The organism is Streptomyces griseosporeus (assembly GCF_014656055.1).
In the GTDB taxonomy this organism is placed as follows: domain Bacteria; phylum Actinomycetota; class Actinomycetes; order Streptomycetales; family Streptomycetaceae; genus Streptomyces; species Streptomyces griseosporeus.
This window is the reverse complement of record NZ_BNBR01000001.1, coordinates 1,096,953-1,122,785: the sequence shown is the minus strand read 5'-3', so window position 1 is coordinate 1,122,785 and position 25,833 is coordinate 1,096,953. Positions and strand designations below refer to the sequence as shown.

Genomic DNA, 25,833 nt, shown 5'->3' with positions numbered 1-25,833 from the left:
TCCACTTCCCTCCCGGACGCGGGCTCCTTCGGCCTGCCCGCGTCCGGGAACGCACCCCTCAGGAGCCGTAGCGGTGAAGGCGCTGGTCAAGGAGAAGGCGGAGCCCGGGCTCTGGCTCATGGACGTCCCGGAGCCCGCCGTCGGGCCCGGCGACGTGCTCATCAAGGTGCTGCGCACCGGCATCTGCGGCACCGACCTGCACATCCGGTCCTGGGACGGCTGGGCCCAGCAGGCCATCCGCACCCCCCTCGTCATCGGGCACGAGTTCGTCGGCGAGGTCGTCGACACCGGCCGCGACGTCGCCGACATCAAGGCGGGCGACCTGGTCAGCGGCGAGGGACATCTGGTGTGCGGCAAGTGCCGCAACTGCCTGGCCGGACGCCGCCACCTGTGCCGGGCGACCGTCGGTCTCGGCGTCGGCCGGGACGGCGCGTTCGCCGAGTACGTGGCGCTGCCCGCGTCCAACGTGTGGGTGCACCGGGTGCCGGTCGACCTCGACGTCGCGGCGATCTTCGACCCGTTCGGCAACGCCGTGCACACGGCGCTGTCCTTCCCGCTGGTCAACGAGGACGTGCTGATCACCGGCGCCGGCCCGATCGGTCTGATGGCCGCGGCCGTGGCCAAGCACGCCGGTGCCCGCCACGTCGTCGTCACCGACGTCAGCGAGGAGCGCCTGGAGCTGGCCCGGAAGATCGGCGCGCACCTCGCCCTCGACGTCTCCCGCACCTCCATCGCCGACGGCCAGCGCGAACTCGGCCTGCGCGAGGGCTTCGACGTGGGCCTGGAGATGTCCGGCAACCCCGCCGCGCTGCGCGAGATGATCGCCAACATGACCCACGGCGGCAAGATCGCCATGCTCGGCCTGCCCGCCGAGGAGTTCCCCGTCGACTGGTCGCGGATCGTCACCTCGATGATCACCCTCAAGGGCATCTACGGCCGTGAGATGTACGAGACCTGGTACGCGATGACCGTCCTCCTCGAAGGCGGCCTCGACCTCGCCCCCGTCATCACCGGCCGCTACGGCTACCGCGACTTCGAGGCGGCGTTCGCCGACGCGGCGAGCGGCACCGGCGGCAAGGTCATCCTCGACTGGACCGCGTAACCCTTTAGGAGCCCCTGCAATGTTCGACTCCGTGCGCGACGACCTGCGCGCCACCCTCGACGAGATCCGCGCCGCCGGCCTGCACAAGCCCGAGCGGGTGATCGGCACCCCGCAGTCCGCGACCGTGAACGTCACCGCGGGCGGCCGCCCCGGCGAGGTCCTCAACTTCTGCGCCAACAACTACCTCGGCCTCGCCGACCACCCCGACGTGATCGCCGCCGCCCACGAGGCCCTGGACCGCTGGGGCTACGGCATGGCGTCCGTCCGCTTCATCTGCGGCACCCAGGAGGTGCACAAGGAGCTGGAGGCGCGGCTGTCGGCGTTCCTCGGCCAGGAGGACACGATCCTGTACTCCTCCTGCTTCGACGCCAACGGCGGTGTCTTCGAGACGCTGCTCGGCGAGGAGGACGCGGTGATCTCCGACGCGCTGAACCACGCGTCGATCATCGACGGCATCCGCCTGTCCAAGGCCCGCCGCTTCCGCTACGCCAACCGTGATCTGGCCGACCTCGAACGGCAGTTGAAGGAGGCGCAGTCCGCGCGGCGCCGGCTGATCGTCACCGACGGCGTGTTCTCCATGGACGGCTACGTCGCCCCCCTCGCGGAGATCTGCGACCTCGCCGAACGCTACGACGCGATGGTGATGGTCGACGACTCGCACGCCGTCGGCTTCACCGGCCCCACCGGCCGCGGCACCCCCGAGCTGCACGGCGTCATGGACCGCGTCGACATCGTCACCGGCACCCTCGGCAAGGCCCTCGGCGGCGCCTCCGGCGGCTACGTCGCCGCCCGCGCCGAGATCGTCGCCCTGCTGCGGCAGCGCTCGCGGCCGTACCTGTTCTCCAACACGCTCGCCCCGGTGATCGCCGCCGCCTCGCTGAAGGTCCTCGACCTGCTGGAGTCGGCGGGCGACCTGCGGGAGAAGCTCGCCGCGAACACCGCGCACTTCCGCCGCCGGATGACCGAGGAGGGCTTCGACATCCTCCCCGGCGACCACCCCATCGCCCCGGTCATGATCGGTGACGCGGCGGTGGCCGGCCGGATGGCGGAACTGCTGCTGGAGCGCGGCGTGTACGTGATCGGCTTCTCCTACCCGGTCGTCCCGCAGGGCCAGGCCCGCATCCGCGTCCAGCTGTCGGCCGCGCACTCCACCGAGGACGTCGACCGGGCCGTGGACGCCTTCGTCGCCGCGCGGGCGGAACTGGCCGCCTGAGCTGAGACAATCGAGTGGTGATCGAAGCGCGGCGGCTGCACATCCTCCGTGCGGTGGCCGACCATCGCACGGTGACCGCGGCTGCCGCCGCGCTGTACCTCACCCCCTCCGCGGTCTCCCAGCAGCTGACCGCGCTGGAGCAGGAGACCGGCCACCGCCTGGTCGAACGCGGCGCCAAGGGCGTACGGCTCACCCCGGCCGGCGAGATCCTGCTCAGCCACACCAACGCCGTCCTCGCCCAGCTGGAGCGGGCCGAGGCCGAACTCGCGGCCTACAGCTCCGGCCAGGCCGGCACGGTCACCGTCGCCGCCTTCGCCACCGGCATCGCCCTGGTCGTCGCGCCGGCGGTGGCCGCCCTCGCCCGGACCGCCCCCGGCATAAAGATCCGCGTGCAGGACGCCGAGGGCGACGCCAGCCTGCCCATGGTCCTGGACCGGCAGGTGGACGTCGCCGTGGCCGTCGAGTACCGCGGGGCGCCGCCCGCCGACGATCCGCGCCTCGCCCACGTCCCGCTGTACGCCGAGCCCTTCGACGCGGTCGTCCCCGTGCACCACCGGCTGGCCGACGCCGCCGAGGTGCCGCTCGCCGAACTGGCCAAGGACCCGTGGATCGGCCCCTACCCGGGCAACCCCTGCCATGACGTCGTCGTCCTGGCCTGCGAGAACGCCGGCTTCCAGCCGCGCCTGGAGCACTCCTCCGACGACTTCCGCGCCGTCGTCGCGCTGGCCTCGGCGGATGCGGGCGTGGCCCTCGTACCGCGCTCCGCGCTGCGCGGCATGGACCTCAGCGGTGTCGTCGTCCGCCCGGTCGACGGGGTGGCCCCGACCCGCCGCGTCTTCGCCGCGGTACGCCGGGGCGCGGAGGAGCATCCGCTGATCCGGCCGGTGCTGCGGGCGCTGACGGAGGCGGCGCGGGTCTGAACGGGTCGGCTTCGAGTGTGAGGAATCGGAAACCCGCGCGTCTCATATCCGGGATAGCGTCCCGAATATGAGAAACGCATCCGAGGGCTCGGGCGTCCCGGAACCCGACCCCGTCGACGCCCGGCTCGGCGCGCGCCTCGCCGAACTGCGCGCCCAGCACGGCTGGTCCCTGGGAGAGCTGGCGGACCGCAGTGGCGTGAGCCGGTCCACGCTGTCCCGGGCCGAGCGCGCCGAGATCAGCCCCACCGCCGCCGTCCTCAACCGCCTCTGCCATGTCTACGGCCGCACCATGTCCCAGCTGCTCAGCGAGGTGGAGGCAGAGCCCGTGCCGGTGGTGCGGGCCGCCGACCAGGCCGTGTGGCAGGACCGCGCCTCCGGCTTCGTACGACGCTCCGTGTCGCCCCCGCACGCCGGGCTGCGCGGCGAACTCGTCGAGGGCCGGCTCGCCGTGGGCGCCGACCTCCCCTACGACCGGCCGCCCGTCGCCGGCCTGGAGCAGCACATCTGGGTGCTGGAGGGCGCCCTGGAGGTCACGGCGGAGCAGACCGCGCACCGGCTGGAGAGCGGGGACTGCCTGCGGATGCGGGTATGGGGGCCGACGCGGTTCCGGTGCGCCGGCGAGACGGAGGCGCGGTACCTGCTGGCGGTGGTGCGGCCGTGATCGTGGAGCGACTGGACGCGAAGCGCGTCGAGGAGTGCGCCGGACCGCTGGCGGAGCTGCTGACCGACACCGTCGCCGGAGGCGCCTCCATCGGCTTCCTCGCCCCCCTGGACCACGGCGAGGCCGTGGCCTGGTGGCGCGGGCGGGCCGCGGAGGCCGCCGCCGGCCGGCTCGCCGTCTGGGCGGCGCACGACGGCAGCCGGGTCCTCGGCACCGTCAGCCTCGCCTTCCCCGACAAGCCCAACAGCCGTCACCGGGCCGAGCTGGTGAAGCTCATGGTGCACCGCCGGGCCCGCGGACAGGGCCTCGGGCGCACGCTGCTCACCACCGCCGAGCGGGCCGCCGCCGACGCCGGGATCACCCTCCTGCACCTCGACACCGAGACCGGCAGCCCCGCCGAACACCTGTACCGCGGCGCCGGATGGACCCGCGCCGGGACGATCCCCGACTACGCGGCCGACCCGGCCGGGGTGCTGCGGCCGACGACGCTCTACTACAAGGCGGTCACCGGCGCCTGAGCCCCTCGCCCGCGGGTCCGTCAGGAATCGAGAAGCGCGGGCCGGTGGGCCGCGGCTAGCGTGGCCGCAGGAGTCACCGCCGGGCCGAGCAGGCCCACCGAGACGGGAGAGACGATGAGCAAGGCCACGAGGACGGAGCCGCCGGCGTCGGCGCCGCACATCGCCGACAGCCACGACCTGATCCGCGTGCACGGCGCCCGCGAGAACAACCTCAAGGACGTCGACGTCGAGATCCCCAAGCGCCGCCTGACCGTGTTCACGGGCGTCTCCGGCTCCGGCAAGAGCTCGCTGGTGTTCGACACGATCGCCGCAGAGTCGCAGCGGCTGATCAACGAGACGTACAGCGCCTTCGTCCAGGGCTTCATGCCCAACCTGGCCCGCCCCGAGGTCGACGTCCTCGACGGCCTGACCACCGCGATCATCGTCGACCAGCAGCGGATGGGCAGCGACCCGCGCTCCACCGTCGGCACCGCCACCGACGCCGCCGCGATGCTGCGCATCCTCTTCTCCCGCCTGGGCGAGCCGCACATCGGCCCGCCCGGCGCGTTCTCCTTCAACGTCGCCTCGGTCAGCGCCAGCGGCGGGCTGACCGTCGACCGGGGCGACGAGAAGACGCGGACGCAGAAGGTCACCTTCAGCCGCACCGGCGGCATGTGCACCCGCTGCGAGGGCCGCGGCACCGTCTCCGACATCGACCTCACCCAGCTCTACGACGACTCCAAGTCGCTGAACGAGGACCCGTTCACCATCCCCACCTACACCGGCGACGGCTGGGTGGTGCGGGTCATCCGGGAGTCGGGCTTCTTCGACCCGGACAAGCCGATCCGCCGCTACACCAAGAAGGAACGGCACGACTTCCTCCACCGCGAACCCACCAAGGTCAAGATCAACGGCGTCAACCTCACCTACGAGGGCCTGATCCCCAAGCTGCAGAAGACGTTCCTGTCCAAGGACCGCGAGTCGATGCAGCCGCACATCCGCGCCTTCGTCGACCGCGCGGTCACCTTCGCCACCTGCCCCGAGTGCGACGGCACCCGGCTCACCGCGCTCGCCCGCTCCTCGAAGATCAAGGGCGTCAGCATCGCCGACGCCTGCGGGATGGAGATCAGGGACCTCGCCGAGTGGGTGCGCGGCCTGCACGAACCGTCGGTGGAGCCGCTGCTCGCCGCGCTCCGGCAGAGCCTCGACTCGTTCGTGGAGATCGGACTCGGCTACCTCGCCCTGGACCGGCCGTCGGGCACGCTGTCCGGCGGCGAGGCCCAGCGCGTGAAGATGATCCGCCACCTCGGCTCGTCCCTGACCGACGTCACCTACGTCTTCGACGAGCCGACCACCGGTCTGCACCCGCACGACATCCAGCGGATGAACGACCTGCTGCTGCGGCTGCGCGACAAGGGCAACACCGTGCTCGTCGTCGAGCACAAGCCGGAGGTCATCGCCATCGCCGACCACGTCGTCGACCTCGGCCCCGGCGCCGGCACGGCCGGCGGCACCGTCTGCTTCGAGGGCACCGTGGAGGGCCTGCGCGCCAGCGGCACCATCACCGGGCGCCACCTCGACGACCGGGCTGCGGTGAAGGACACCGTGCGCAAACCCACCGGCACGCTGCCGATCCGCGGGGCGCGCACCCACAACCTCCAGGGCGTCGACGTCGACATCCCGCTCGGCGTGCTGGTGGTCGTCACCGGCGTCGCCGGTTCCGGCAAGAGTTCGCTCGTGCACGGCTCGATGCCGGCCGACGCGGGCGTGGTCTCCATCGACCAGACGCCGATCCGCGGCTCGCGGCGCAGCAACCCGGCGACGTACACCGGGCTGCTCGATCCGATCCGCAAGGCCTTCGCCAAGGCCAACGGTGTGAAGCCCGCCCTGTTCAGCGCCAACTCCGAGGGTGCCTGCCCCACCTGCAACGGCGCCGGGGTGATCTACACCGACCTCGCGATGATGGCCGGCGTGGCCACCACCTGCGAGGAGTGCGAGGGGAAGCGGTTCCAGGCGTCGGTGCTGGAGTACCGGTTCGGCGGGCGGGACATCAGCGAGGTGCTGGCGATGCCGGTGACGGAGGCGGAGGAGTTCTTCGCGTCCGGCGAGGCCCGTACGCCGGCCGCGCACCGGATCTTGGAGCGGATGTCCGACGTCGGCCTCGGCTATCTGACCCTCGGCCAGCCCCTCACCACGCTCTCCGGCGGTGAGCGGCAGCGGCTGAAGCTGGCCACGCAGATGGGGGAGAACGGCGGGATCTACGTCCTCGACGAGCCGACGACCGGCCTGCACCTCGCCGACGTCGAACAGCTCCTAGGCCTGCTCGACCGCCTGGTCGACTCCGGCAAGTCGGTCGTGGTCGTCGAGCACCACCAGGCCGTCATGGCCCACGCCGACTGGATCATCGACCTCGGCCCCGGCGCCGGCCACGACGGCGGCCGCGTCGTCTTCGAGGGCACACCGGCCGAGCTGGTCGCGGCCCGCTCGACCCTGACGGGACGGCATCTGGCGGAGTACGTGGGCGCCTGAGGGGCGGCCGCCGGCGGGGCGGGTCGCGGTGGGTGACGTGGCGCGTCCGGCGGGGCGGGCGGGGTGTCAGTGGCAGCGGTTACGGTGCGGAGCATGCCGGATGCCGAAGACGTACGCCGTATCGCCCTGTCCCTGCCGGACACGTCCGAGAAGATCGCCTGGGGCATGCCCACGTTCCGGGTGGCGGGGAAGATGTTCGCGACGCTGCCCGAGGACGAGACGTCCATGGCCGTGCGCTGCCCCAAGGAGGAGCGCGAGGAACTGGTCCTCGCCGAGCCGGACAAGTTCTGGATCGCCGACCACGAGGCGCAGTTCGCCTGGGTCCGGGCCCGGCTCGGGGCGCTGGAGGACGAGGACGAGCTGCGGGACATCCTCGCGGACTCCTGGCGGCAGGCGGCCCCGTCCCGACTCCTGGACGCCTACCCGGAGTTGGGCCGCCCGGCCGAGGCGTGACGGGCCGGCCCCGGCGCGGAAAACCCCTCGGGCGTTGTCAGTGGCCCGTGGCATGATCCGACGGCAGCGGTGACAGCCGGAGCGGAGGGGGCTCCGGCTGCCACGGCGCGTTGTCGGACACGGCCGGGGAGGGGACGTCGTCGGTGGCGGAGCAAGCAAGCGGACCCGAGGACACGCACGACCGCCTCGACGGCACCTGCACAGCCGTCGCCCCCCGCCCCGACCCCGGCCTGGGAGCGGGCTGGCGCCTGCGCGCGGAGGCCCGGGCCGGGGTACGGACGGGGCAGCGGGCCGGCGGACCACTCCGGGAGGGGCGGCCCGGTGCAGGTGTAGCCGGCATGCCCGGCCGAACCGGCGCGGGTGTCCGTAGCGAGCCCGGCGAGATCACTGAAGGCGTCCCAGGCGTCCCAGGCGTCCCCGGCACGTCCCGTCGGCCTGGTGTTGCGGCCGGTGCCCGTGAGGTGTGGTCCAGGGACTTCGGGCTCTTCTTCGCCGCCCGGGCCGTGGCCCGGCTCGGGGACACCATGCTGCCCGTGGCGCTCGCCGCGGGCCTGCTGCAGCACGGGTACGGCGCGGGCGCGGTCGGTCTGGCCATGGCCGCGACGGCCGCCGCGTTCGCCGGGCTCGTCGTGTTCGGCGGGGTGATCGCCGACCGCTTCTCCACCCGCCGCCTGATGATCGGCGCCGACCTGGTGCGGCTCGGCACGCAGGCCCTGGCCGCCGCCCTCTTCTTCGCCGACCACGTCGTGCTGTGGGAGATCTGCGCGATCGGCTTCGCCAACGGCGTCGCCGGTGCCGTCTTCCAGCCCGGCGTCGCCAGCACCGTGCCCCGGCTCGCCACCGACATCCAGGGCGCCAACGGCGCCATCCGCATAGCCGAGTCCGCCGCCCAGCTCGCCGGCCCCGCCCTGGCCGGCCTGCTCGTCGGCTTCGCCTCACCCGGCGGTGTCTTCGCCGCCCACGCCGCCACGTACGCGATCAGCGCCCTGTGCCTGCTGCTGATCCGCCTGCCCCCGCTGCCGCCGGGCGCCCGCGCCCCGCGCAGCGGCTCGCGTGCCTTCCGCGCCGATCTCGTCGAGGGCTGGCGGGAGTTCCGGGCCCGCACCTGGCTGTGGGGCGTGATCGCCGTCTGGTGCCTGTACATGATCGCCGCCTGGGGCCCGAGCGTGCCGCTGGTCGCCGCCGAGGTCGTCCAGCGGCACGGCCCCCGCGCCTACGGCCTGATCAACTCCGCTCTCGGCGCCGGCACGGTCGTCGGCGGCCTGATCGCCCTGCGGCTGCGCCCGCGCCGCATGCTGCGGGCCGGTGCGATCGCCCTGTTCGGCTTCGCCGCGTTCCCGGCGTCCGTCGGCGCGGGCCTCGGCGTGCCCGCCATGGCCGCGGGGGCCGCCGTCGCCGGCGCCGGACTGTCCTTCTGGGGCGTGATGTGGGCGACCAGCGTGCAGACCCAGGTCCCCGCCGACGTCCTCAACCGCATCCACGCCTACGACGTCGCCGGCTCCCTCGCGATGATGCCGGTCGGCCAGGCCCTCGCCGGCCCCGCGGCCTCCGTCCTCGGCACGGACCACGTCCTGCTGGCCTCCGGGGCTGTCAGCCTCGTCGTGTGCGGTGCGCTGCTGGCCGTCCCGGCGATCCGCGACCTCGTCCGCGCGGACGCGCCGCGCCGGGAGCCGTCGTAAAAGGGGTGCGCGACCACCGACCCGAGTGCGGTATTGTTGCCCTGCACGTTCGGCCGGGGGAAACCCCAGGTCAGACGGGCAACGGGACGTGGCGCAGCTTGGTAGCGCACTTGACTGGGGGTCAAGGGGTCGCAGGTTCAAATCCTGTCGTCCCGACAGAGCGAAGGGTCTTCGCAGACGAGAGTCTGCGGAGGCCCTTTTTGCGTTGTGCGGCCCGACTCTGCCTTGTGGCACCCCCGTGCGCACGGCTGTTCCGCGCCACGACACCAAACTTGTACCGTTCGTTTCCTTGAACCATTCGTGTTTATGAGGATAGGTTCCCCGCATGACCGCATCCCAGCCTCCGACCACCGCCGAGGAGCTGCGCGGTGCCGGCCTGCGGGTGACGGCCGCTCGGGTCGCGCTGCTCGAGACCGTTCGGGCGGGTGACCATCTCGACGTCGAGGCGATCGCCTCCGGCGTGCGCGCACGCGTCGGCCACATCACGGTCCAGGCCGTGTACGACGCCCTGCACGCGCTCACCGCCGCCGGCCTCGTCCGCCGCCTGGAGCCGCCCGGCAGCCCGGCCCGGTTCGAGGGGCGCGTCGGCGACAACCACCACCACCTCGTGTGCAGGTCGTGCGGTGCCGTCGTCGACGTGGACTGCGCGGTCGGCCACGCGCCGTGCCTGACCGCCTCCGACGACCGGGGCTTCGCCGTCGACGAGGCCGAGGTCATCTACTGGGGCGTCTGCCCCGACTGTTCCGCACGTTCCACCGCCAGCAGTTCCTGAGCACCTAGATCCAGCTAGCAGTCCGGAAGGAATCCCATGGCTGAGAACCCCGATGCGATCGTCACCGACCCCAAGAACGAGGGTGAGGGCGGGGGCTGCCCGGTCGCGCACGGGCGCGCCCCGCACCCCACCCAGGGCGGCGGCAACCGCCAGTGGTGGCCCGAGCGTCTCAACCTGAAGATCCTCGCGAAGAACCCCCCGGTGGCCAACCCGCTCGGTGAGGAGTTCGACTACGCCGAAGCCTTCAAGAGCCTCGACCTTCCGGCCGTGAAACAGGACATCGCCGAGGTGCTGACCACCTCGCAGGACTGGTGGCCGGCCGACTTCGGCCACTACGGCCCGCTGATCGTCCGCATGGCCTGGCACAGCGCCGGCACCTACCGCATCAGCGACGGCCGCGGCGGCGCCGGCGCCGGCCAGCAGCGGTTCGCCCCGCTGAACAGCTGGCCGGACAACGCCAACCTCGACAAGGCCCGCCGTCTGCTGTGGCCGGTGAAGAAGAAGTACGGCCAGCGGATCTCCTGGGCCGACCTGATGATCCTCGCCGGCAACGTGGCCCTGGAGTCGATGGGCTTCGAGACCTTCGGCTTCGGCGGCGGCCGCGAGGACGTCTGGGAGCCGGAGGAGGACGTCTACTGGGGTCCCGAGACCACCTGGCTCGACGACCGGCGCTACACCGGCGACCGCGAGCTGGAGAACCCCCTCGGCGCCGTCCAGATGGGCCTCATCTACGTCAACCCCGAGGGCCCCAACGGCAACCCGGACCCGATCGCCGCCGCCCGCGACATCCGTGAGACGTTCCGCCGCATGGCGATGAACGACGAGGAGACCGTCGCCCTCATCGCCGGCGGCCACACCTTCGGCAAGACCCACGGCGCCGGCCCCGCCGACCACGTGGGCAACGACCCGGAGGCCGCCTCCCTGGAGGAGCAGGGCCTCGGCTGGAAGTCCACCTACGGCACCGGCAAGGGCGCGGACACCATCACCTCCGGCCTGGAGGTCACCTGGACCGCCACCCCGACCGCCTGGAGCAACGGCTTCTTCACCAACCTGTTCGAGTACGAGTACGAGCTGACGGAGTCCCCGGCCGGCGCCAAGCAGTGGGTGGCCAAGGACGCCCCGGCCATCATCCCGGACCCGGCCGACCCGGAGGACCCGACCAAGCGGCGCAAGCCCACCATGCTCACCACCGACCTGGCGCTGCGCTTCGACCCGGTCTACGAGCAGATCTCCCGCCGCTTCTACGAGAACCCGGACGAGTTCGCGGACGCCTTCGCCCGCGCCTGGTACAAGCTGACCCACCGCGACATGGGCCCGAAGTCGCTGTACCTCGGCCCGGAGGTCCCGCAGGAGACCCTGCTGTGGCAGGACCCGCTGCCGGAGCAGGAGGGCGAGGTCGTCACCGACGCCGACATCGCGGCGCTGAAGGCCAAGGTCCTCGACTCGGGTCTGACCGTCTCCCAGCTGGTGACCACCGCGTGGGCGTCGGCGTCCACCTTCCGCTCCAGCGACAAGCGGGGCGGCGCCAACGGCGCCCGCATCCGCCTGGAGCCGCAGCGCAACTGGGAGGTCAACGACCCCGACCAGCTCGCCCTGGTGCTGCGCACCCTGGAGGGTGTCCAGGCGGACTTCAACGCCGGTTCGCCCCGCAAGGTCTCCCTGGCCGACCTGATCGTCCTCGCCGGCTGCGCCGCCGTGGAGAAGGCCGCCAAGGACGCCGGCTTCGACATCGAGGTGCCCTTCACGCCCGGCCGCGTCGACGCGACCGAGGAGCACACCGACGCCGAGTCCTTCGCCGCGCTGGAGCCCACCGCGGACGGCTTCCGCAACTACCTCGGCAAGGGCAACCGCCTGCCGGCCGAGTACCTGCTGCTGGACCGGGCCAACCTGCTCAGCCTGAGCGCCCCGGAGATGACGGTCCTCGTCGGCGGCCTGCGCGTGCTGGGCGCCAACCACCAGCAGTCGCAGCTCGGCGTCCTCACCCACACGCCGGGCGCGCTGACCAACGACTTCTTCGTCAACCTGCTCGACCTGGGCACGACGTGGAAGTCGACCAGCGAGGACCAGACCACGTTCGAGGGCCGCGACGCGGCCACGGGCGAGCTGAAGTGGGCCGGCAGCCGCGCCGACCTGGTCTTCGGCTCCAACTCCGAGCTGCGGGCCCTCGCCGAGGTCTACGCGAGCGACGACGCCAAGGAGAAGTTCGTCAAGGACTTCGTCGCCGCCTGGGACAAGGTCATGAACCTCGACCGGTTCGACCTGGTCTGATCACCACGGCAGTCGGGCAGGCCGTCCGTTCGCACGCGAGCGGGCGGCCTGCCCCGTGCCGTACGGCTGCCGGGGCGTGGCCCGCAGGGCTCAGTGCGGAAGCCCCAGGTGGCCGAGCGCCTGCCGCAGCAGGAACCCGTGGCCGCCCGGCATCTCGCCCTGCACCGCCGCCGACGCCGCCTCGTGCGGGCTGAACCACACCAGGTCCAGGGCGTCCTGCCGGGGCCGGCAGTCACCGGTGACCGGCACGATGTAGGCGAGGGACACCGCGTGCTGACGCGGGTCGTGGTACGGCGTGATGCCCGCCGTGGGGAAGTACTCGGCCACCGTGAACGGCTGCAGCGAGGCCGGGATCCTGGGCAGCGCCACCGGGCCGAGGTCCTTCTCCAGGTGGCGCAGCAGCGCGTCGCGGACCCGCTCGTGGTGCAGTACCCGGCCGGAGACCAGCGTCCGGCTGACCGTTCCGTCCGGGCCGATGCGCAACAGCAGGCCGATGCTGGTGACTTCGCCGCTGTCGTCGACCCGCACGGGCACGGCCTCGACGTACAGGATCGGCATCCGGGCCCGCGCCTGCTCCAGGTCGTCGGACGACAGCCAGCCGGGCGTGGTTTCGGTCATGTCTGACATTGTTCGATCATACTTTCAGGAGTCGGCGGGGAACCGGTAGACCCGGCGGGCGTTCTCCGCACCCGCCCACCGGGCGATCCGCAGCGCGTCGGGCAGGCTCATCTCGTCCGCGTCGACGAGGTCCCGCAGCAGCCCGGCCAGCCCCTGCCGGAACGCGAGCGCGCCCAGCGCGTAGAACTCGGCCGGACCGCAGGCGTCGGAGCTGTACAGCAGCTTGCGGAACGGGGTGATCTCCAGGGCCTCGGCGAGGATCGTCCTGGCCCGGGCCGGACCGACGTGATGCAGCGTCAGACCGACGTCCAGATAGACCTGTTCGAACACGGCGGCGAGGTAGGCGGCCTGCCGCTGGTAGGGCCAGCAGTGCAGGAGCAGCACCGGAATCGTTCCTGCGGTCAGGTGCAGCCAGTCGGTCAGGTGGGTGGGGTCCACCCGGTGCATCCGGATGTCGCTGTCGCCGAAGCCGACGTGCAGCTGGAGCGGCAGTCCGAGGTCCACGGCCGTCCACAGCAGATGCCGTTGCAGCACCGGGTCGGCCAGCCGTCCGCCGCCCGCGGTGAGCCAGTGCCGGGCCGCCGCGGTGACCATCGCCGGGGTGGGCCGCCGCGGGTCCAGGTCGAAGCCGGTGCGGTAGGCGGCCACCGACTTCACCGCCACGACGCCGGGCCGCCGTACCGCCGCCTCGGCCGCGGCCCGCACGGCGTCCCCGTAGGCGTCCGGCTCCACGCCCCGCGCGGCGACCGCCTCGGCGACGCTCTCCAGCCGTACGACCTCGTACGCCCGTGCGCCGGCCGCCTCCGCCAGCTCCCGAGGGTTCGTCGCGCCCGGCGGGGCGTACCCGGTGTCCACGCACAGGACGCCGGTGTGCGCGGCGGTGAGGAAGCGGCGGTTGACCTCCGCCGCCCCCAGTTCGGCCCGCCGGGCCAGATACGCCTCGGCGGGCGCGTGCCGGGGCAGGTCCAGCAGCGGCGCGCAGTGCCGGCGGACCGCGAGACCGACGGGCGTGTCGAACGGGGAGATGCCGCTGCCCGGCCACCGTCCGCCCTCGCTGAGCAGCGCCTCGAAGCCCGCCAGGTCCAGGTCCTCGCGGGTCACGCCGTGGCAGTGGTGGTCGACCAGCCGCAGCGCGGCCAGCTCCTCGTGGACGGGGCCGCCCATGTCAGTACGTCCACCGGTAGGCCGCCGCGATCCGCTCCTCGTCCCACCCCTCGACGGCCGCGCTCTCGCCCTCGCGTACGGCGATGACGGCGTCGGCGAGGATGGGGCCGAGTGCCTCACGCAGCACCCGGTCGCCGCGGAAGGCCGCCACGGCCTGCGCCAGTGAGACCGGCAGCCGCTCCACGCCCCGTGCCGCGGCGTCCCCGGGGGCCAGTCGTGCCGGGTCCCCGGTGACTTCGGCGGGCAGCCCGGCGCCCGTGGCGAGCCCGTCCAGACCGGCGGCGATCAGGCAGGCCAGCGCAAGATAGGGGTTGGCGGCCAGGTCGACGGGCTTGACCTCCACGTTGGCCTCCCGGCCCCGGCCGCCCGCCGCGCCGGCGATCACCCGCACCGCGCACTCACGGGCCTCCGGCCCCCACGCGGTGAACACCCCCGCCCACCGGGAGGGTTGAAGCCGCAGATAGCTGGCCGGGCTCGGCGCGGTCACCGCCGTCAGGCCCGGCAGATGGGCGAGGAGCCCCGCGGTGAACGACTCGGCCTCGGCCGTCATCCCGTACCGGCCGTCGCCCCCGGCGTGCAGGTTCACGCCGTCGCGCCAGGCGGAGAGGTGGACGTGGCCGCCGTTGCCGACGCTCCCGGCGGTGACGGCCGGCGCGAAGGAGACCCGCAGGCCGTGCCGCTGCGCCACCGCCCGGATCGTCTGCCGCACCAGCACACTGCGGTCGGCCGCCGCCACCGGGTCCAGCGCGCCCACGGACAGCTCGAACTGCCCGGCCGCGTACTCGGGATGCAGCTGGTCGACGTCCACGCCCTGCGCGGCGAGCGCCGCCAGCAGCTCGGCGGTGCACGCGCTCAGCTCGACCTGCCGGGTGGCGCCGTACGCCGGGCCGGTGGCCGCCGGCACGAACTCCCCGTCGGGCACGTCCCCGCGGCCGTAGACCCACTCGATCTCGATGCCCGCGCGGAACTCGAGTCCGTACCGCTCGGCGGCCTCGGTGACCGTCCGGCGCAGCACGGTCCGGCTGCACCCCGGATGCCGTTCGCCGTCCTGCGTGATCCGGTCGACCGGCGCCCACGCCCAGCCGGGCTGCGCGGCCAGCGCCACCAGCTCGTCCAGGTCGGGGAAGAGCCGCAGGTCGCCGTCGGGGGAACCGAGCACGTCGGTGGTGACGATCGCGTCGTGCGCGAGGAAGGTGTCGAACACCGGCGACATGCCGACGCCCCGGGCCGCTGCGGCGGGCAGCTTCGCCGTCGGCACGGTCTTCACCCGGCCGACGCCCGCGGTGTCGACGTACGACAGCACGATCCCGTGCACCCCCCGCCCGGCGAGTTCGCCGCTGAGGGCGGTGGCCCGGGCCACGTCACCGGGCCGGCCGCCCGGCACGGGGTCGGCAAGGGTGGTCATACGTCCTCCTCTGTCGTGCTCCCGTGTCCTGCTTCCGCGCGTACCCGGCGCCGCCCATTCTGCCGCCCGGTGATCACCTTGTCCCGGAAAACCGGGGCCCGGTTAGGGTGGCGGGGCAGCCCCCGTCACGGAAAGCAGGACATGCCCTACTCGCACGCCCCCCTGTCCACCGGCACCGATCCCCGCCCCGCCGAGGCCCGCGCCGACATCCGGCTCGTCGTCACGGACATGGACGGCACACTCCTCGACGACGCGAAGCGGGCCCCCGCCGGCCTGCCGCGGGCGCTGCGGCTGCTGCGCGAGCGCGGGGTGCTGTTCTGCCCGGCGAGCGGACGGCAGTACGCCACGCTGGCCCGGGAGTTCGAGGGCGTCGCCGACGGGATGGTGTTCATCGCCGAGAACGGCACGTACGTGGTGCGCGACGGGGTGGAGCTGAGCAGCGACCCGCTGGAGGCGGGCGTCGCCGCCGCGACAGCCCGCGCCGCGCGCGAGCTGGCGGCCGGCGGGGCGGACGTGGGCGCGGTGGTGTGCGGCAAGCGGTCGGCGTACATCGAGCGCGCCGACGAGCCGTTCCTCGCCGAGGTGCGCAAGTACTACCTGAACCACCGGGTCGTGGACGACGTCACCGCCGTCGACGACGAGATCATCAAGGTCGCCCTGTTCGACTTCGGCTCGGCCGAGCACACCGTCGCCCCCGCCCTCGCGCCGTTCGCCGCCACCCACCAGGTCGTCGTCTCCGGAGAGCACTGGGTCGACGTGATGAACCGCACCGCGAACAAGGGCGCCGCCGTCCGCCGCCTCCAGCGCGAGCTGGGCATCACGCCCGCGCAGACCATGGTGTTCGGCGACTACCTCAACGACCTGGAGATGCTGGACACCGCCGAGTGGTCCTTCGCCATGGCCAACGCCCACCCCGAGGTCGTCCGCCGGGCCCGGCACATCGCCCCGTCCAACAACGACAACGGCGTACTGCGCACCCTCGCCCGCGTGCTGGACCTGCCGCTGCCTCTCTGAGCGGCGCGCCGCGGGCCGGGTCACAATGGCCGCGCGGCAGGCGCCGACACCCGTGGAGAGGGGAACAGCATGCCCGAGCCGGTCACCGTGGCACACCGGACCGAGGAACTGACCGCGGGCCTCGACGTGCCCGCGCTGACGGAGTTCTACCAGGACCTGCACCGCCACCCCGAGCTGTCCTTCCAGGAGCAGCGCACCGCCGCCCGCCTCGCCGGACGGTTCAAGGACGCCGGGTACGAGGTGACCGAGGGCGTCGCGGGCACCGGCGTCGTCGGCGTGCTGGCCAACGGCGACGGGCCGGTGGTGTGGCTGCGCGCCGACATGGACGCGCTGCCCGTGCAGGAGGCGACCGGGCTGCCGTACGCCTCCACGGTGCCCGGTGTGATGCACGCCTGCGGGCACGATCTGCACGTCACCTGGCTCGCGGGGGCCGCCGAGGCGCTCGCGGCGGGCCGGGACGCCTGGTCGGGGACGCTGGTCGTGGTCGGGCAGCCCGCCGAGGAGAACGGCGGGGGAGCGGCGGCGATGGTCGCCGACGGCCTCCACGAGCGCTTCCCGCGCCCCGACGCGCTGTTCGGACAGCACGTCGCGCCGGGCCCCGCCGGTTTCTACCCGCACACGACGGGACTGGCCATGTCGGCCTCCGACGACATCGACGTCGTCGTGCACGGCGTCGGCGGTCACGGCTCACGCCCGGAGTCGACCGTCGACCCGGTGGTGACGGCCGCGCACCTCGTCACCCGGCTGCAGACGGTGGTCTCCCGGGAGGTCGCGGCGAAGGAGTCGGCGGTGCTGACCGTGGGGCAGCTGCACGCCGGCACCCGCAACAACGTCATCCCCTCCGAGGCGCGGCTCGGGCTGAACCTGCGCACCCAGGGCCCGCGGGTGCGCGAGCGGATCCTCGCCGCGGTCCGGCGGATCGTCGAGGGCGAGTGCGCAGCCGCGGGCTGCCCCCGGCCGCCGGAGGTCACCGCGGGGTCCCGTTTCCCGGCGACCGTCAACGACGCGCGGCTGGCCGGGGAGACCGCCGCCGCCCACCGCGCGGTCTTCGGGGAGCACACGGTCTTCGACTTCGGCCCGGCCATGGGCAGCGAGGACTTCTCCCTGCTCGCTCCCGAGGGGGTGCCGTACGACTACTGGTTCGTCACCTCGACCCCGGCCGCGGTGTGGGAGGCGGCGCCCGGCGAGGACCTGGCCGGGAAGATCGACGCCGTCCCGAGCAACCACAGCCCGCACTTCGCCCCGGACCTGTCGGTGGTGCTGCCGGGCGTCCGCACGCTGGTGTCGGCGGCGCTGAGCCGGTTCCTGGCGTAGGGGCGCCTCGGACGGCTCAGGCGGCCCGTCGCCGGGTGTCCTCCACCACGGCCTTGTCCAGGGCCGCGCGGACCAGCGCGGCGGCCAGCACCGCCGGGTCCGTGCCGCCCGCGAGCCGGAGCAGCCGGTCCGGGTCCTCGGGCAGGCCGAGGCGTCCGGCGCCCTGGAGCGCCTTGCCGTCCAGGCGGGGCGCGACCTCGGGCCACACCCGCTGCACTTCGCGCAGGAAGATGTCCGCGCCGGCCGGGCCAAGGCCGGGTACCTCCTGGAGCAGCCGGCGCAGCGCGTCCACGTCGCCGTCCGCCTCCGCGCGCAGCCGCCGCAGGTCGCCGCCCCAGCGGTCGAGCAGCAACTCGGCCCCCTCGCCGAGCATGGTCGCCGTGCGTTCGTCATAACGCCGGTAGCCGCCACGGCCGAGCGCGTCCACCCGCCGCTGCCAGGTCGCCTCGGCCGTGCGGCGCGCGTCCCGCATCCCGGCCGCGTGCAGTTCCCGCGCGGCGGCGACCGCGACGGAGGCCCGGATCCGGGCGCTGAGCAGCACCGACAGCACCAGCAGCCGGTACAGCGGCTGCGGGGTGTCCGTCAGCCGGATCCCGGCCTCCTCGGCGTACGTCCGCCCGTGCGCGTCCACCAGCTCCCGCAGGACGCGCCGCTCGTCGCTCACGGCAGCCTCGCGGTCTTCCTCACGGCTTCAGCGGGTCGTGGCCGATCGTCATCAGCTGGTGCCGGAGCTGCTCGTCCTCGGCCACCGGCTCGTTCTCCAGGTCGGCCCGCTCGGTCACCGTCTCGACGACCTCCCGCATCACGCGCAGGTCGTGGTCCGTCAGGTCGGTGCGCCGCTTCTGGAGGATGGCCAGCACCTGCCGGCCGGTCTCGCTGCCCGCCTGCTCCGGCAGGGGTTCGGTCTGCTCCTCGGCGTCGCGCACCCGCAGCCAGGCGGACAGCTCGGCCGAGGTCATGTTCACCACGCGGTGGAAGTCCTCCCACAGCGCGTCGAGTTCGAGGGAGTCAGCCACAGCCGCCCCTTTCGTCTTCCGTCGTGCGTGCATCGGTCGGCCCCCGGCCGTCCGGGCCTGGTGGACCTCGTCTCACGGTGCGGCGGGTGCCCGGGGGGCCTGCGGGCAAACAGGGCACTCCCGGGAGGCCGGTCTCACCGGTTGAGCACGGTGTCCAGGAAGCGGATCAGCGTGGCGAACACCTCGTCCTTGCAGGTCTCGTGGAAGACCTCGTGCCGGGCGCCGGGGAAGACGCGCTCGGTGAGCGCGCCCCCGCTGAGCCGCTCCACGCCGGTCCGGCTGCCGGGCAGCGGCACCAGCCGGTCGTCGTCGCCGTGCAGCCACAAAATCGGCAGCCGGCCCACGTCGCCGCCCTTGGCGACGGTTTCCAGGGTGCGTACGAAGGCCTCCAGCGTGGGCCGCTTCATCGGCCCGTGCCACACCAGCGGATCGGCCGCGTACGCCGCCCCCACCGCCGGGTCACGGCTGAGCGCGGCCGGACTGACCGGTGTCTTTGGCACCGCGCCGCGCACGGCGGCCTCAGCGAGCAGCAGGCCGGGCGTCTCCCACGCCCCGATCACCGGCCCGGACAGCACCAGCGCGGCGAGGGTGTCGCCGTACCGCTGGGCGTGGCGGGCGGCGACGAGGCCGCCCATGGAGTGGCCGACCACGACCAGCGGCAGCCCCGGATGGGCGGCGCGCGCCAGGCCGGCCGCCGCCTCCACGTCGGTGACCACGTCCTCGAAGTCCTCGATCACCACCCGCTCGCCCGCCGATCTGCCGTGGCCGACGTGGTCCGGCGCCCAGACCGACGCGCCGTGCCGCACCAGGACGTCCGCGACCTCCTCGTACCGGCCGGCGTGCTCGCCGTAGCCGTGCACCAGCAGGGCGAGGTACCGGGGCCGCGGGTGCGGCCACTCCCGTACGGCGACCGTGCCGCGCGTTCCGTCCAGCACGTGCTCGCGGGCGTCGGGCATGCTCTCCTCCGTCTGTGCCGCGGGAAGGTTTCCGGGGGATCTTCCCAGGGAGCCGCCGGGCGGTCTATAGTCGAAAACTAGCAGTGCTAATTAAGCATTTCAGTGCTCATCAAGCTCGCTGGTCCACAGCGTCGTCGGTCAGGAGTCCACCCGTGCGTCCCGTCCACTTCGCCGCCGCCCGCCGCACACCCATCGGCAAGCTGCGTGGTGCCCTGTCCTCCGTGCGGCCCGACGATCTCGTCGCCGCCGTGATCCGCGGACTCGTCGCCGACGTGCCCGCGCTCGACCCCGCCCGCGTCGACGACGTGTACTGGGGCGCCGCCAACCAGGCCGGGGAGGACAACCGCAACGTCGCCCGCATGGCCGCGCTGCTCGCCGGGCTGCCCGAGACCGTGCCCGGCGCCACCGTGAACCGGCTGTGCGCCTCGGGCCTGGAGGCGGTCACCGCCGCCGCCCGCACCATCGCCGCGGGCGAGGCCGACATCGTGATCGCGGGCGGCTCGGAGTCCATGAGCCGCGCCCCCTTCGTGCTGCCCCGCCCCGACGAGGCGCTGCCGCACCGCATCGAGACGTACGACACCCGGCTCGGCTGGCGTCTGGTCAACCCGGCGATGAAGGAACTGCACGGCCTGCTGTCGATGGGCGAGACCGCCGAGGAGGTCGCCGCCCGCTACGGCATCGCCCGTGAGCGGCAGGACGAGTTCGCCCTGCGCAGCCACCGCCTCGCCGCCCTGGCCCGCAAGAACGGCCACTTCGACGACGAACTCCTGCCCGTCGAACGCGCGGACGGGGTGGTCGTCGACGCCGACGAGTGCGTCCGCGAGGACACCTCGATCGAGAAGCTCGCCCGGCTGAAGCCGGTCTTCCGGGACGGCGGCACGGTCACCGCGGGCAACGCCTCCCCGATGAACGACGGCGCCGCGGGCCTGATCCTGGTCAGCGAGGAGGCCCTGAACGAGCTGGGCCTGGAGTCCATGGGCCAGTACGTGGCCGGCGCCTCCGCCGGGGTCCACCCGGACGTGATGGGCATCGGCCCGGTGCCCGCGACCCGCAAGGTGCTCGCCCGCGCCGGCTGGGAGATCGGGGACCTCCAGGAGGCCGAGTTCAACGAGGCGTTCGCCGCGCAGGCCCTCGCCTGCGTCGACCAGCTCGGCATCGACCCCGACCTGGTCAACCCCTCCGGCGGCGCGATCGCGCTCGGCCACCCGCTCGGCTGCTCCGGCGCCCGCATCCTCACCACCCTGCTGCACCGCATGCGCCGCACGGGCGCCGAGCGCGGCCTCGCGACGATGTGCGTCGGCGTGGGGCAGGGCAGCGCCGTGCTCGTCGAGCGGCACTGACCGCCCGGGGACGGCAGCGCAACGGGGGCTCCCCGCAAGGGGATCCGGTATCGAAAGCCGCAAGGAATCGGAGCGACACTCCATGGCAACCCTCTCCCTGGCCGCGATCCTCGCCGAGAACGCCCGGCGCCGCCCGGACAAGACCGCCCTGGTGGAGGGCGAGCTGCGGCTGACCTTCGGCGAGGTCTGGCAGCGCGCGCTGGCCCGGGCGGGCGCGCTCACCGCGCTCGGCGTGCGGCCCGGGGACCGGATCGCGCTCATGGCGCCGAACACCGCCGACTTCCCGGTGGCCTACTACGCCGTCGCCGCGGCCGGCGGAGTCGTCGTCCCCGTCCATCTGCTGCTGTCGCCGCCGGAGGTCGAGCACGTCCTGAAGGACAGCGGCGCCACGCTGCTGCTCGTCCACCCCGCCCAGGCCGACACCGGCCGGGCCGCCGCGCAGGCCGTCGGCGTGCGGGTCGTCGTCCTCGGCGAGGAGTTCGACCGGCTCGCCGCGGACGCCGAGCCGCTGCCGTCGTACGTCACCCGGGCCGCCGACGACCCGGCCGTCGTCTTCTACACCAGCGGCACCACCGGCGTGCCCAAGGGTGCCGTGCTCAGCCACTTCAACCTGGTGATGAACGCGACCGTCAACGCCTTCGACGCCAACGACATCCGCCCCGACGACATCGCGCTCGGCGCGCTGCCGCTCTTCCACGCCTTCGGGCAGACGGTGTCGATGAACTCGACGTGGCGGGCCGGCGCCACGCTGGTGCTGCTGCCCCGCTTCGACGCGGCCCGCGCGATCGAGCTGATGGTGCGGGAGAAGGTCAACACCTTCCACGGCGTTCCGACCATGTTCGTGTCCCTGGCGGCCGCGGCCGCCGAGGCCGCCGCCCTGCCGGAGCTGCGGATCTGCGTCTCCGGCGGCGCCTCCCTGCCGGTCGCCGTGCTGGAACGCTTCGAGGAGGCGTTCGGCGCTCGGATCTACGAGGGATACGGGCTGTCGGAGACCTCCCCGACGGCGACGGTCAACCAGCCCTGCTTCGGCACCCGGCCCGGCACCATCGGCCACCCCCTGTGGGGCGTCGACGTGGAGATCGCCCGCGCCGAGGTGGAGGACCGCATCGAGCTGCTGCCGCCCGGTGAGCTGGGCGAGGTCGTCATCCGCGGCCACAACGTCTTCTCCGGCTACCTCGGCCGCCCCGAGGCGACGGCGGAGGCGGTCGTGGACGGCTGGTTCCGCACCGGGGACCTCGGCACCAAGGACGAGGACGGCTTCCTCAGGATCGTCGACCGCAAGAAGGACGTCATCATCCGCGGCGGCTACAACGTCTACCCGCGCGAGGTGGAGGAGGTCCTGATGCGCCACCCCGGCATCGCCCAGGCCGCCGTCATCGGCCTCCCCGACGACCTGCACGGCGAGGAGGTCTGCGCGGTCGTCGTCCCGGCCCCGGGCGCCGCCCCGGACGCCGCCGCGATCACCGAGTGGTCCAAGGAACACCTGGGCCGCCACAAGTACCCGCGCCGCGTCGAGGTGACCGACAGCCTGCCGCTGGGCCCCAGCATGAAGATCCTCAAGCGGGAGCTGCGGGCGCGGTACGCGGGCCGCTGACCTCGGCCCACGGTGCGAGACGGTCCTTATGCCGGGAAGTTGTACGGACATAGGATCAGTGTCCGCATGGACACGATGACGCTCTGGCACCTCACCGGCTGGGGATTCGCCGCGCTCGCCTTCGCCGCGCTCCTCGTCGGTTTCTCCAAGACCGCTGTGAGCGGCGCCAACACGGTGAGTCTGGCGATCTTCGCCGCGGTGCTGCCCGCCCGCGCCTCCACCGGGGTGCTGCTGCCGGTGCTGATCGCCGGTGACCTGCTCGCCGTCCTCACCTACCGGCGGCACGCCCACTGGCCCACGCTGTGGCGGCTGTTCCCGGCGGTCGCGGCGGGCGTGGTGGCCGGCACGCTGTTCCTGGTGTGGGCCGACGACGGTGTCGTACGGACCTCGATCGGGGCGATCCTGCTGCTGATGGCGGGCGTGACGGTGTGGCGGCGCCGCACGGCCGAGGCGGGCGACGAGCCGGACGCGGTGACCACCCGGGCGGGCCGCGCCAAGGCCCGCTCCTACGGCGTCCTCGGTGGCTTCACCACCATGGTCGCCAACGCGGGCGGACCGGTGATGTCGCTGTACCTGCTGTCGGCCGGCTTCCGCAAGCTCGGCTTCCTCGGCACCTCGGCGTTCTTCTTCCTGATCGTCAACGTCTCCAAGGTGCCCTTCAGCGCCGGACTCGGACTGATCGACGGCCGCTCCCTGCTGCTGGACGCGGCGCTGGTGGTGTTCGTCGTGCCGGGCGCGCTGCTGGGCAAGTGGGCCGTGCACCGGATCAACCAGCGGCTGTTCGAGCAGCTGGTGATCGGCGCGACGGTGGTGGGGGGCCTGCAGTTGCTGCTGCGCTAGCGGGTGCCGCATCCCGGGGCGGGTCGGTCCGGTCGCCGTCTGTACGCTCGGCGCCATGTCCATGTCCCACATCCTGATCCTCGGCGGTACGACCGAGGCGCGGCGGCTGGCCGCCGAGCTGGCGGTGCGGGATGGGGTGCGGGTGACCACCTCGCTGGCGGGGCGGGTCACCCGGCCCGGCGCGGTCGACGGGGACGTACGCATCGGGGGGTTCGGCGGGGCGGAGGGGCTCGCCGCGTGGCTGCGGGAGCACCGCGTGGACGCCCTGGTCGACGCCACGCACCCCTTCGCCGCGTCGATCACGGCCAACGCCGCCCGCGCGGCAGCCGCCACCGGCACCCCGGCCGTGGTGCTGCGCCGGCCCGGCTGGCGTCCCGGCCCCGGGGACCGCTGGCACGAGGCCGCGTCCCTGGCGGAGGCCGCCACGCTGCTGCCCGGGCTGGGTCAGCGGGTGCTGCTGACCACCGGCCGGCTCGGGCTGGCCGCCTTCGCCCACCTGACCGGCCTGCACTTCGTCGTACGGTCCGTGGAGCCGCCCGAGCCGCCGATGCCACCGGACATGGAGGTGCTGCTGGCCCGGGGGCCGTTCACCGAGGCCGACGAGACGGCGCTGCTGCGGGAGCGCCGTATCGACGTGATCGTGACCAAGGACAGCGGGGGAGAGGCGACGGCCGCCAAGCTGACGGCCGCGCGGACGCTCGCCCTGCCCGTCGTGGTCGTCCGCCGGCCCCCGCTGCCCGACGGGGTCGCGGCGGTGCCGGACGTGACGGGCGCGCTGGAGTGGCTCGCCCGGATATGACGGACGGGCGGCTCAGCCGGTCGTGAGCGAGACGCGCGGGCGGTCGATTGCGCCACGAGGACGCGCGGCCGGGTGGCCCTCAGGGCTCCGGCCTGGACAGCCGCCGCGCCGGCCTGACGCGACCGCCCCGCCCCGGGTCGGCGAGCGTCAGAGGTCACGATCACACCGGCGGACCGGCCCTGACACGTGCGGTGGCCCGCCCGGGTGGCCCCCTCCGCCGCGGCCGGCTCAGGCCTCCTTCGGGTGCCGGCGCAGTAGGTACGTGTCCATGATCCAGCCCTTGCGCTCACGGGCCTCGGCCCGCAGCCGCTCGATGCGCGGCGCGGCCTCGGCGATCGGGCCGGAGACCAGGATCTCGTCCGGCGTGCCGATGTAGGCGCCCCAGTAGATGTGCAGGTCCTCGTCGGTGTACTGCCGGAAGGCCTGGTGGGCGTCGAGCATCACCACCACGTCGTCCACCCCCTCGGGGAAGCCCTCGGCGAGCCGCCGGCCCGTGGTGATCTGCACCGGCCGCGCCACCCGGTTCAGGCAGGTGCGGTGGCGGGCGACCAGCGCGGAGACGCTGCTGATCCCGGGCACGACGTCGTACGTGAAGTCGACGCGGCCCCGCTCCAGCACCTCCTCCAGGATCGCGATCGTGCTGTCGTACAGCGCGGGGTCACCCCACACCAGGAACGCGCCCGTCTCGTCCTCGCCCAGCTCCTCTTCGATCAGCCGGGCGTAGATGTCGGCGCGCGCGCTGCGCCAGTCGCCGACCGCCGGCGAGTAGGCCGCGCCGCCCGCGCGCCGGTCCCGCTCGGGGTCCCGGGCCTCCACCACGCGGTAGCCGCCCTCGGGTATGTGCGTCTCCAGCATGTCCCGGCGCAGCCGGGTGAGGTCGCTCTTCACCTCGCCCTTGTCCAGGACGAAGAACACATCCGTGCCCCGCAGCGCCTTCACGGCCTGCAGGGTGAGCTGGTCGGGGTCGCCCGCACCGATACCGATGACATGAATCGTTCGCACGCCCCGAGTCTGCCGTACGCCACTGACAGTGACGGCACCGGCTGCCGCTCAGCGCAGCCGCGGAGCCTGCTCCCGGGCGTCCACCGGGCCCTCGCCGCCCTCGACGCGCGCCGCGAGCCCCCGCGCCCAGCCGGCCACGCCGGCGAGATCCATCCCGTACGGCCGCGTCTCACCCGCCGCCTCGGCCCACTCCTGCACGGCCCCCGCCCCGCGGCGCAGCAGCCGCGCCCCGCCGGTGGCGTTGCCGCGCGCGGCATGCGTGAGGCCCACGGCGAGCTGCGCCAGCCCGCGCCACAGCGCCCGCTCGCTCTCGGGCCCCGCCTTCCAGGCGTCCTCGAACACCTCGTGGGCGTGGAACGGCCGCCCGGCGTCCAGCAGCGCCTGCGCCTCGGCGACGGTCTCGTCCGGGGTGCGCACGACGCCTTCCGGCTGCCGCGGCACGCCCTCGACGCCGTAGGGCAGCGGCCGCCCGAGCCCGTCCCGGGGCCGGGCGTTGCGCGCCCGCCCCTCGCTGTCCCGGTCCCGCACACCCGCGGGCCGGCCCGCGGCGGTCTCCCCGGTACGCCCTGCTTCGCTCATCCACCGATTGTCCCCCGGCGGCCGGGCCCCCTTCGGCCCCACCCCCGACGTGAGGTAAAGTTCTGTTCGTCGCGATCACGCGGGCGACCGCGCGAGCA

24 protein-coding genes and 1 tRNA gene are annotated in these 25,833 nt (G+C 73.6%); 17 read left to right on the top strand and 8 right to left on the bottom strand.

Translation table 11 applies throughout. The features are described from left to right. The first annotated feature begins 73 nt into the window (after window positions 1-73). From tdh to katG, 11 genes are all read left to right on the top strand, one after another. On the top strand, window positions 74-1,102 hold the full coding sequence (gene tdh, locus IE308_RS04930; RefSeq protein ID WP_110633499.1) for an L-threonine 3-dehydrogenase: 1,029 nt from the start codon (window positions 74-76) through the stop codon (window positions 1,100-1,102). A 19-nt stretch (window positions 1,103-1,121) separates the two neighbouring features. Then, complete coding sequence (locus tag IE308_RS04925) at window positions 1,122-2,315, top strand: glycine C-acetyltransferase (protein WP_190216726.1); 1,194 nt, start codon at window positions 1,122-1,124, stop codon at window positions 2,313-2,315. A 17-nt stretch (window positions 2,316-2,332) separates the two neighbouring features. Continuing rightward, window positions 2,333-3,235 carry a LysR family transcriptional regulator gene (locus IE308_RS04920; RefSeq protein ID WP_110637289.1) on the top strand — a complete coding sequence of 301 codons (903 nt, stop codon included), beginning with the start codon at window positions 2,333-2,335 and terminating at the stop codon, window positions 3,233-3,235. A gap of 67 nt (window positions 3,236-3,302) precedes the next feature. After that, the gene (locus tag IE308_RS04915; RefSeq protein ID WP_190216725.1) at window positions 3,303-3,896 is read left to right on the top strand and encodes a helix-turn-helix domain-containing protein; all 594 of its coding nucleotides are present in this window, start codon (window positions 3,303-3,305) and stop codon (window positions 3,894-3,896) included. Then, window positions 3,893-4,414, top strand: a complete 522-nt coding sequence (locus tag IE308_RS04910) for a GNAT family N-acetyltransferase (protein WP_229908704.1) — start codon at window positions 3,893-3,895, stop codon at window positions 4,412-4,414. The genes IE308_RS04915 and IE308_RS04910 overlap by 4 nt, the downstream gene beginning before the upstream one ends. Window positions 4,415-4,528: 114 nt before the next feature. Beyond that, complete coding sequence (locus tag IE308_RS04905) at window positions 4,529-6,922, top strand: ATP-binding cassette domain-containing protein (protein WP_190216723.1); 2,394 nt, start codon at window positions 4,529-4,531, stop codon at window positions 6,920-6,922. Between the two features lie 93 nt (window positions 6,923-7,015). Then, window positions 7,016-7,375, top strand: a complete 360-nt coding sequence (locus tag IE308_RS04900; protein WP_162655648.1) for an MmcQ/YjbR family DNA-binding protein — start codon at window positions 7,016-7,018, stop codon at window positions 7,373-7,375. A gap of 461 nt (window positions 7,376-7,836) precedes the next feature. Continuing rightward, window positions 7,837-9,054: an MFS transporter gene (locus IE308_RS04895; protein WP_229908703.1), complete on the top strand. Its 1,218-nt coding sequence runs from the start codon at window positions 7,837-7,839 to the stop codon at window positions 9,052-9,054. 82 nt (window positions 9,055-9,136) lie between these two features. Beyond that, a tRNA-Pro gene (locus IE308_RS04890) sits at window positions 9,137-9,210 on the top strand. Window positions 9,211-9,379: 169 nt separating this feature from the next. Beyond that, on the top strand, window positions 9,380-9,826 hold the full coding sequence (locus IE308_RS04885) for a Fur family transcriptional regulator (protein WP_110633520.1): 447 nt from the start codon (window positions 9,380-9,382) through the stop codon (window positions 9,824-9,826). Window positions 9,827-9,862: 36 nt separating this feature from the next. Then, entirely contained in the window at window positions 9,863-12,094 is a 2,232-nt protein-coding gene (katG, locus tag IE308_RS04880) for a catalase/peroxidase HPI (protein WP_190216721.1), read from the top strand. A gap of 90 nt (window positions 12,095-12,184) precedes the next feature. On the opposite strand, the gene IE308_RS04875 is transcribed toward katG, so the two are convergent. Genes IE308_RS04875 through IE308_RS04865 form a run of 3 tightly spaced genes read right to left on the bottom strand, consistent with a single transcriptional unit; the run spans window position 12,185 to window position 15,281 of the window. After that, the gene (locus IE308_RS04875) at window positions 12,185-12,712 is read right to left on the bottom strand and encodes an NUDIX hydrolase family protein (protein ID WP_162655649.1); all 528 of its coding nucleotides are present in this window, start codon (window positions 12,710-12,712) and stop codon (window positions 12,185-12,187) included. 24 nt (window positions 12,713-12,736) lie between these two features. After that, complete coding sequence (locus IE308_RS04870; RefSeq protein ID WP_190216720.1) at window positions 12,737-13,876, bottom strand: amidohydrolase family protein; 1,140 nt, start codon at window positions 13,874-13,876, stop codon at window positions 12,737-12,739. Between the two features lies 1 nt (window position 13,877). Next, window positions 13,878-15,281: a type I glutamate--ammonia ligase gene (locus tag IE308_RS04865; RefSeq protein WP_190216719.1), complete on the bottom strand. Its 1,404-nt coding sequence runs from the start codon at window positions 15,279-15,281 to the stop codon at window positions 13,878-13,880. Window positions 15,282-15,422: 141 nt separating this feature from the next. On the opposite strand from IE308_RS04865, the gene IE308_RS04860 reads away from it, so the two are divergent. Both IE308_RS04860 and IE308_RS04855 read left to right on the top strand, forming a co-directional pair. After that, complete coding sequence (locus IE308_RS04860; RefSeq protein ID WP_190216718.1) at window positions 15,423-16,295, top strand: Cof-type HAD-IIB family hydrolase; 873 nt, start codon at window positions 15,423-15,425, stop codon at window positions 16,293-16,295. Between the two features lie 69 nt (window positions 16,296-16,364). Further along, on the top strand, window positions 16,365-17,609 hold the full coding sequence (locus IE308_RS04855; RefSeq protein WP_190216717.1) for an amidohydrolase: 1,245 nt from the start codon (window positions 16,365-16,367) through the stop codon (window positions 17,607-17,609). A gap of 16 nt (window positions 17,610-17,625) precedes the next feature. Here IE308_RS04855 and IE308_RS04850 read toward each other — a convergent pair whose 3' ends face one another. The 3 genes from IE308_RS04850 to IE308_RS04840 form a co-directional block, all read right to left on the bottom strand. After that, window positions 17,626-18,273 carry an endonuclease gene (locus tag IE308_RS04850; RefSeq protein WP_190216716.1) on the bottom strand — a complete coding sequence of 216 codons (648 nt, stop codon included), beginning with the start codon at window positions 18,271-18,273 and terminating at the stop codon, window positions 17,626-17,628. A gap of 19 nt (window positions 18,274-18,292) precedes the next feature. Beyond that, complete coding sequence (locus tag IE308_RS04845; RefSeq protein WP_110633545.1) at window positions 18,293-18,625, bottom strand: DUF3140 domain-containing protein; 333 nt, start codon at window positions 18,623-18,625, stop codon at window positions 18,293-18,295. Between the two features lie 134 nt (window positions 18,626-18,759). Then, window positions 18,760-19,581 carry an alpha/beta hydrolase gene (locus IE308_RS04840; RefSeq protein WP_190216715.1) on the bottom strand — a complete coding sequence of 274 codons (822 nt, stop codon included), beginning with the start codon at window positions 19,579-19,581 and terminating at the stop codon, window positions 18,760-18,762. A gap of 152 nt (window positions 19,582-19,733) precedes the next feature. On the opposite strand from IE308_RS04840, the gene IE308_RS04835 reads away from it, so the two are divergent. The 4 genes from IE308_RS04835 (at window position 19,734) to IE308_RS04820 (ending at window position 24,154) form a co-directional block, all read left to right on the top strand. After that, window positions 19,734-20,921 (top strand): thiolase family protein, encoded by a 1,188-nt coding sequence (locus IE308_RS04835; protein ID WP_190216714.1) that lies wholly within the window; start codon window positions 19,734-19,736, stop codon window positions 20,919-20,921. 82 nt (window positions 20,922-21,003) lie between these two features. Further along, the gene (locus IE308_RS04830) at window positions 21,004-22,515 is read left to right on the top strand and encodes a long-chain-fatty-acid--CoA ligase (protein ID WP_190216713.1); all 1,512 of its coding nucleotides are present in this window, start codon (window positions 21,004-21,006) and stop codon (window positions 22,513-22,515) included. Between the two features lie 66 nt (window positions 22,516-22,581). Further along, window positions 22,582-23,355: a sulfite exporter TauE/SafE family protein gene (locus IE308_RS04825; protein ID WP_190216712.1), complete on the top strand. Its 774-nt coding sequence runs from the start codon at window positions 22,582-22,584 to the stop codon at window positions 23,353-23,355. Between the two features lie 55 nt (window positions 23,356-23,410). Continuing rightward, window positions 23,411-24,154, top strand: coding sequence for a cobalt-precorrin-6A reductase (locus tag IE308_RS04820; RefSeq protein ID WP_373314431.1), 744 nt, complete (start codon window positions 23,411-23,413; stop codon window positions 24,152-24,154). A 228-nt stretch (window positions 24,155-24,382) separates the two neighbouring features. On the opposite strand, the gene cobF is transcribed toward IE308_RS04820, so the two are convergent. Beyond that, window positions 24,383-25,156 carry a precorrin-6A synthase (deacetylating) gene (cobF, locus tag IE308_RS04815; protein ID WP_190216711.1) on the bottom strand — a complete coding sequence of 258 codons (774 nt, stop codon included), beginning with the start codon at window positions 25,154-25,156 and terminating at the stop codon, window positions 24,383-24,385. A gap of 48 nt (window positions 25,157-25,204) precedes the next feature. After that, complete coding sequence (locus tag IE308_RS04810) at window positions 25,205-25,735, bottom strand: DUF309 domain-containing protein (RefSeq protein ID WP_190216710.1); 531 nt, start codon at window positions 25,733-25,735, stop codon at window positions 25,205-25,207. Window positions 25,736-25,833 lie beyond the last annotated feature (98 nt).

Coding starts and splice junctions, on each gene's coding strand:
- katG (WP_190216721.1), top strand. CDS start 9,863: ATGGCTGAGAACCCCGATGCGATCGTCACCGACCCCAAGAACGAGGGT.
- IE308_RS04905 (WP_190216723.1), top strand. CDS start 4,529: ATGAGCAAGGCCACGAGGACGGAGCCGCCGGCGTCGGCGCCGCACATC.
- IE308_RS04860 (WP_190216718.1), top strand. CDS start 15,423: ATGCCCTACTCGCACGCCCCCCTGTCCACCGGCACCGATCCCCGCCCC.
- IE308_RS04810 (WP_190216710.1), bottom strand. CDS start 25,735: ATGAGCGAAGCAGGGCGTACCGGGGAGACCGCCGCGGGCCGGCCCGCG.
- IE308_RS04825 (WP_190216712.1), top strand. CDS start 22,582: ATGGACACGATGACGCTCTGGCACCTCACCGGCTGGGGATTCGCCGCG.
- IE308_RS04855 (WP_190216717.1), top strand. CDS start 16,365: ATGCCCGAGCCGGTCACCGTGGCACACCGGACCGAGGAACTGACCGCG.
- IE308_RS04820 (WP_373314431.1), top strand. CDS start 23,411: ATGTCCATGTCCCACATCCTGATCCTCGGCGGTACGACCGAGGCGCGG.
- IE308_RS04900 (WP_162655648.1), top strand. CDS start 7,016: ATGCCGGATGCCGAAGACGTACGCCGTATCGCCCTGTCCCTGCCGGAC.
- IE308_RS04885 (WP_110633520.1), top strand. CDS start 9,380: ATGACCGCATCCCAGCCTCCGACCACCGCCGAGGAGCTGCGCGGTGCC.
- IE308_RS04915 (WP_190216725.1), top strand. CDS start 3,303: ATGAGAAACGCATCCGAGGGCTCGGGCGTCCCGGAACCCGACCCCGTC.
- IE308_RS04875 (WP_162655649.1), bottom strand. CDS start 12,712: ATGACCGAAACCACGCCCGGCTGGCTGTCGTCCGACGACCTGGAGCAG.
- IE308_RS04840 (WP_190216715.1), bottom strand. CDS start 19,581: ATGCCCGACGCCCGCGAGCACGTGCTGGACGGAACGCGCGGCACGGTC.
- IE308_RS04830 (WP_190216713.1), top strand. CDS start 21,004: ATGGCAACCCTCTCCCTGGCCGCGATCCTCGCCGAGAACGCCCGGCGC.
- IE308_RS04865 (WP_190216719.1), bottom strand. CDS start 15,281: ATGACCACCCTTGCCGACCCCGTGCCGGGCGGCCGGCCCGGTGACGTG.
- IE308_RS04870 (WP_190216720.1), bottom strand. CDS start 13,876: ATGGGCGGCCCCGTCCACGAGGAGCTGGCCGCGCTGCGGCTGGTCGAC.
- IE308_RS04925 (WP_190216726.1), top strand. CDS start 1,122: ATGTTCGACTCCGTGCGCGACGACCTGCGCGCCACCCTCGACGAGATC.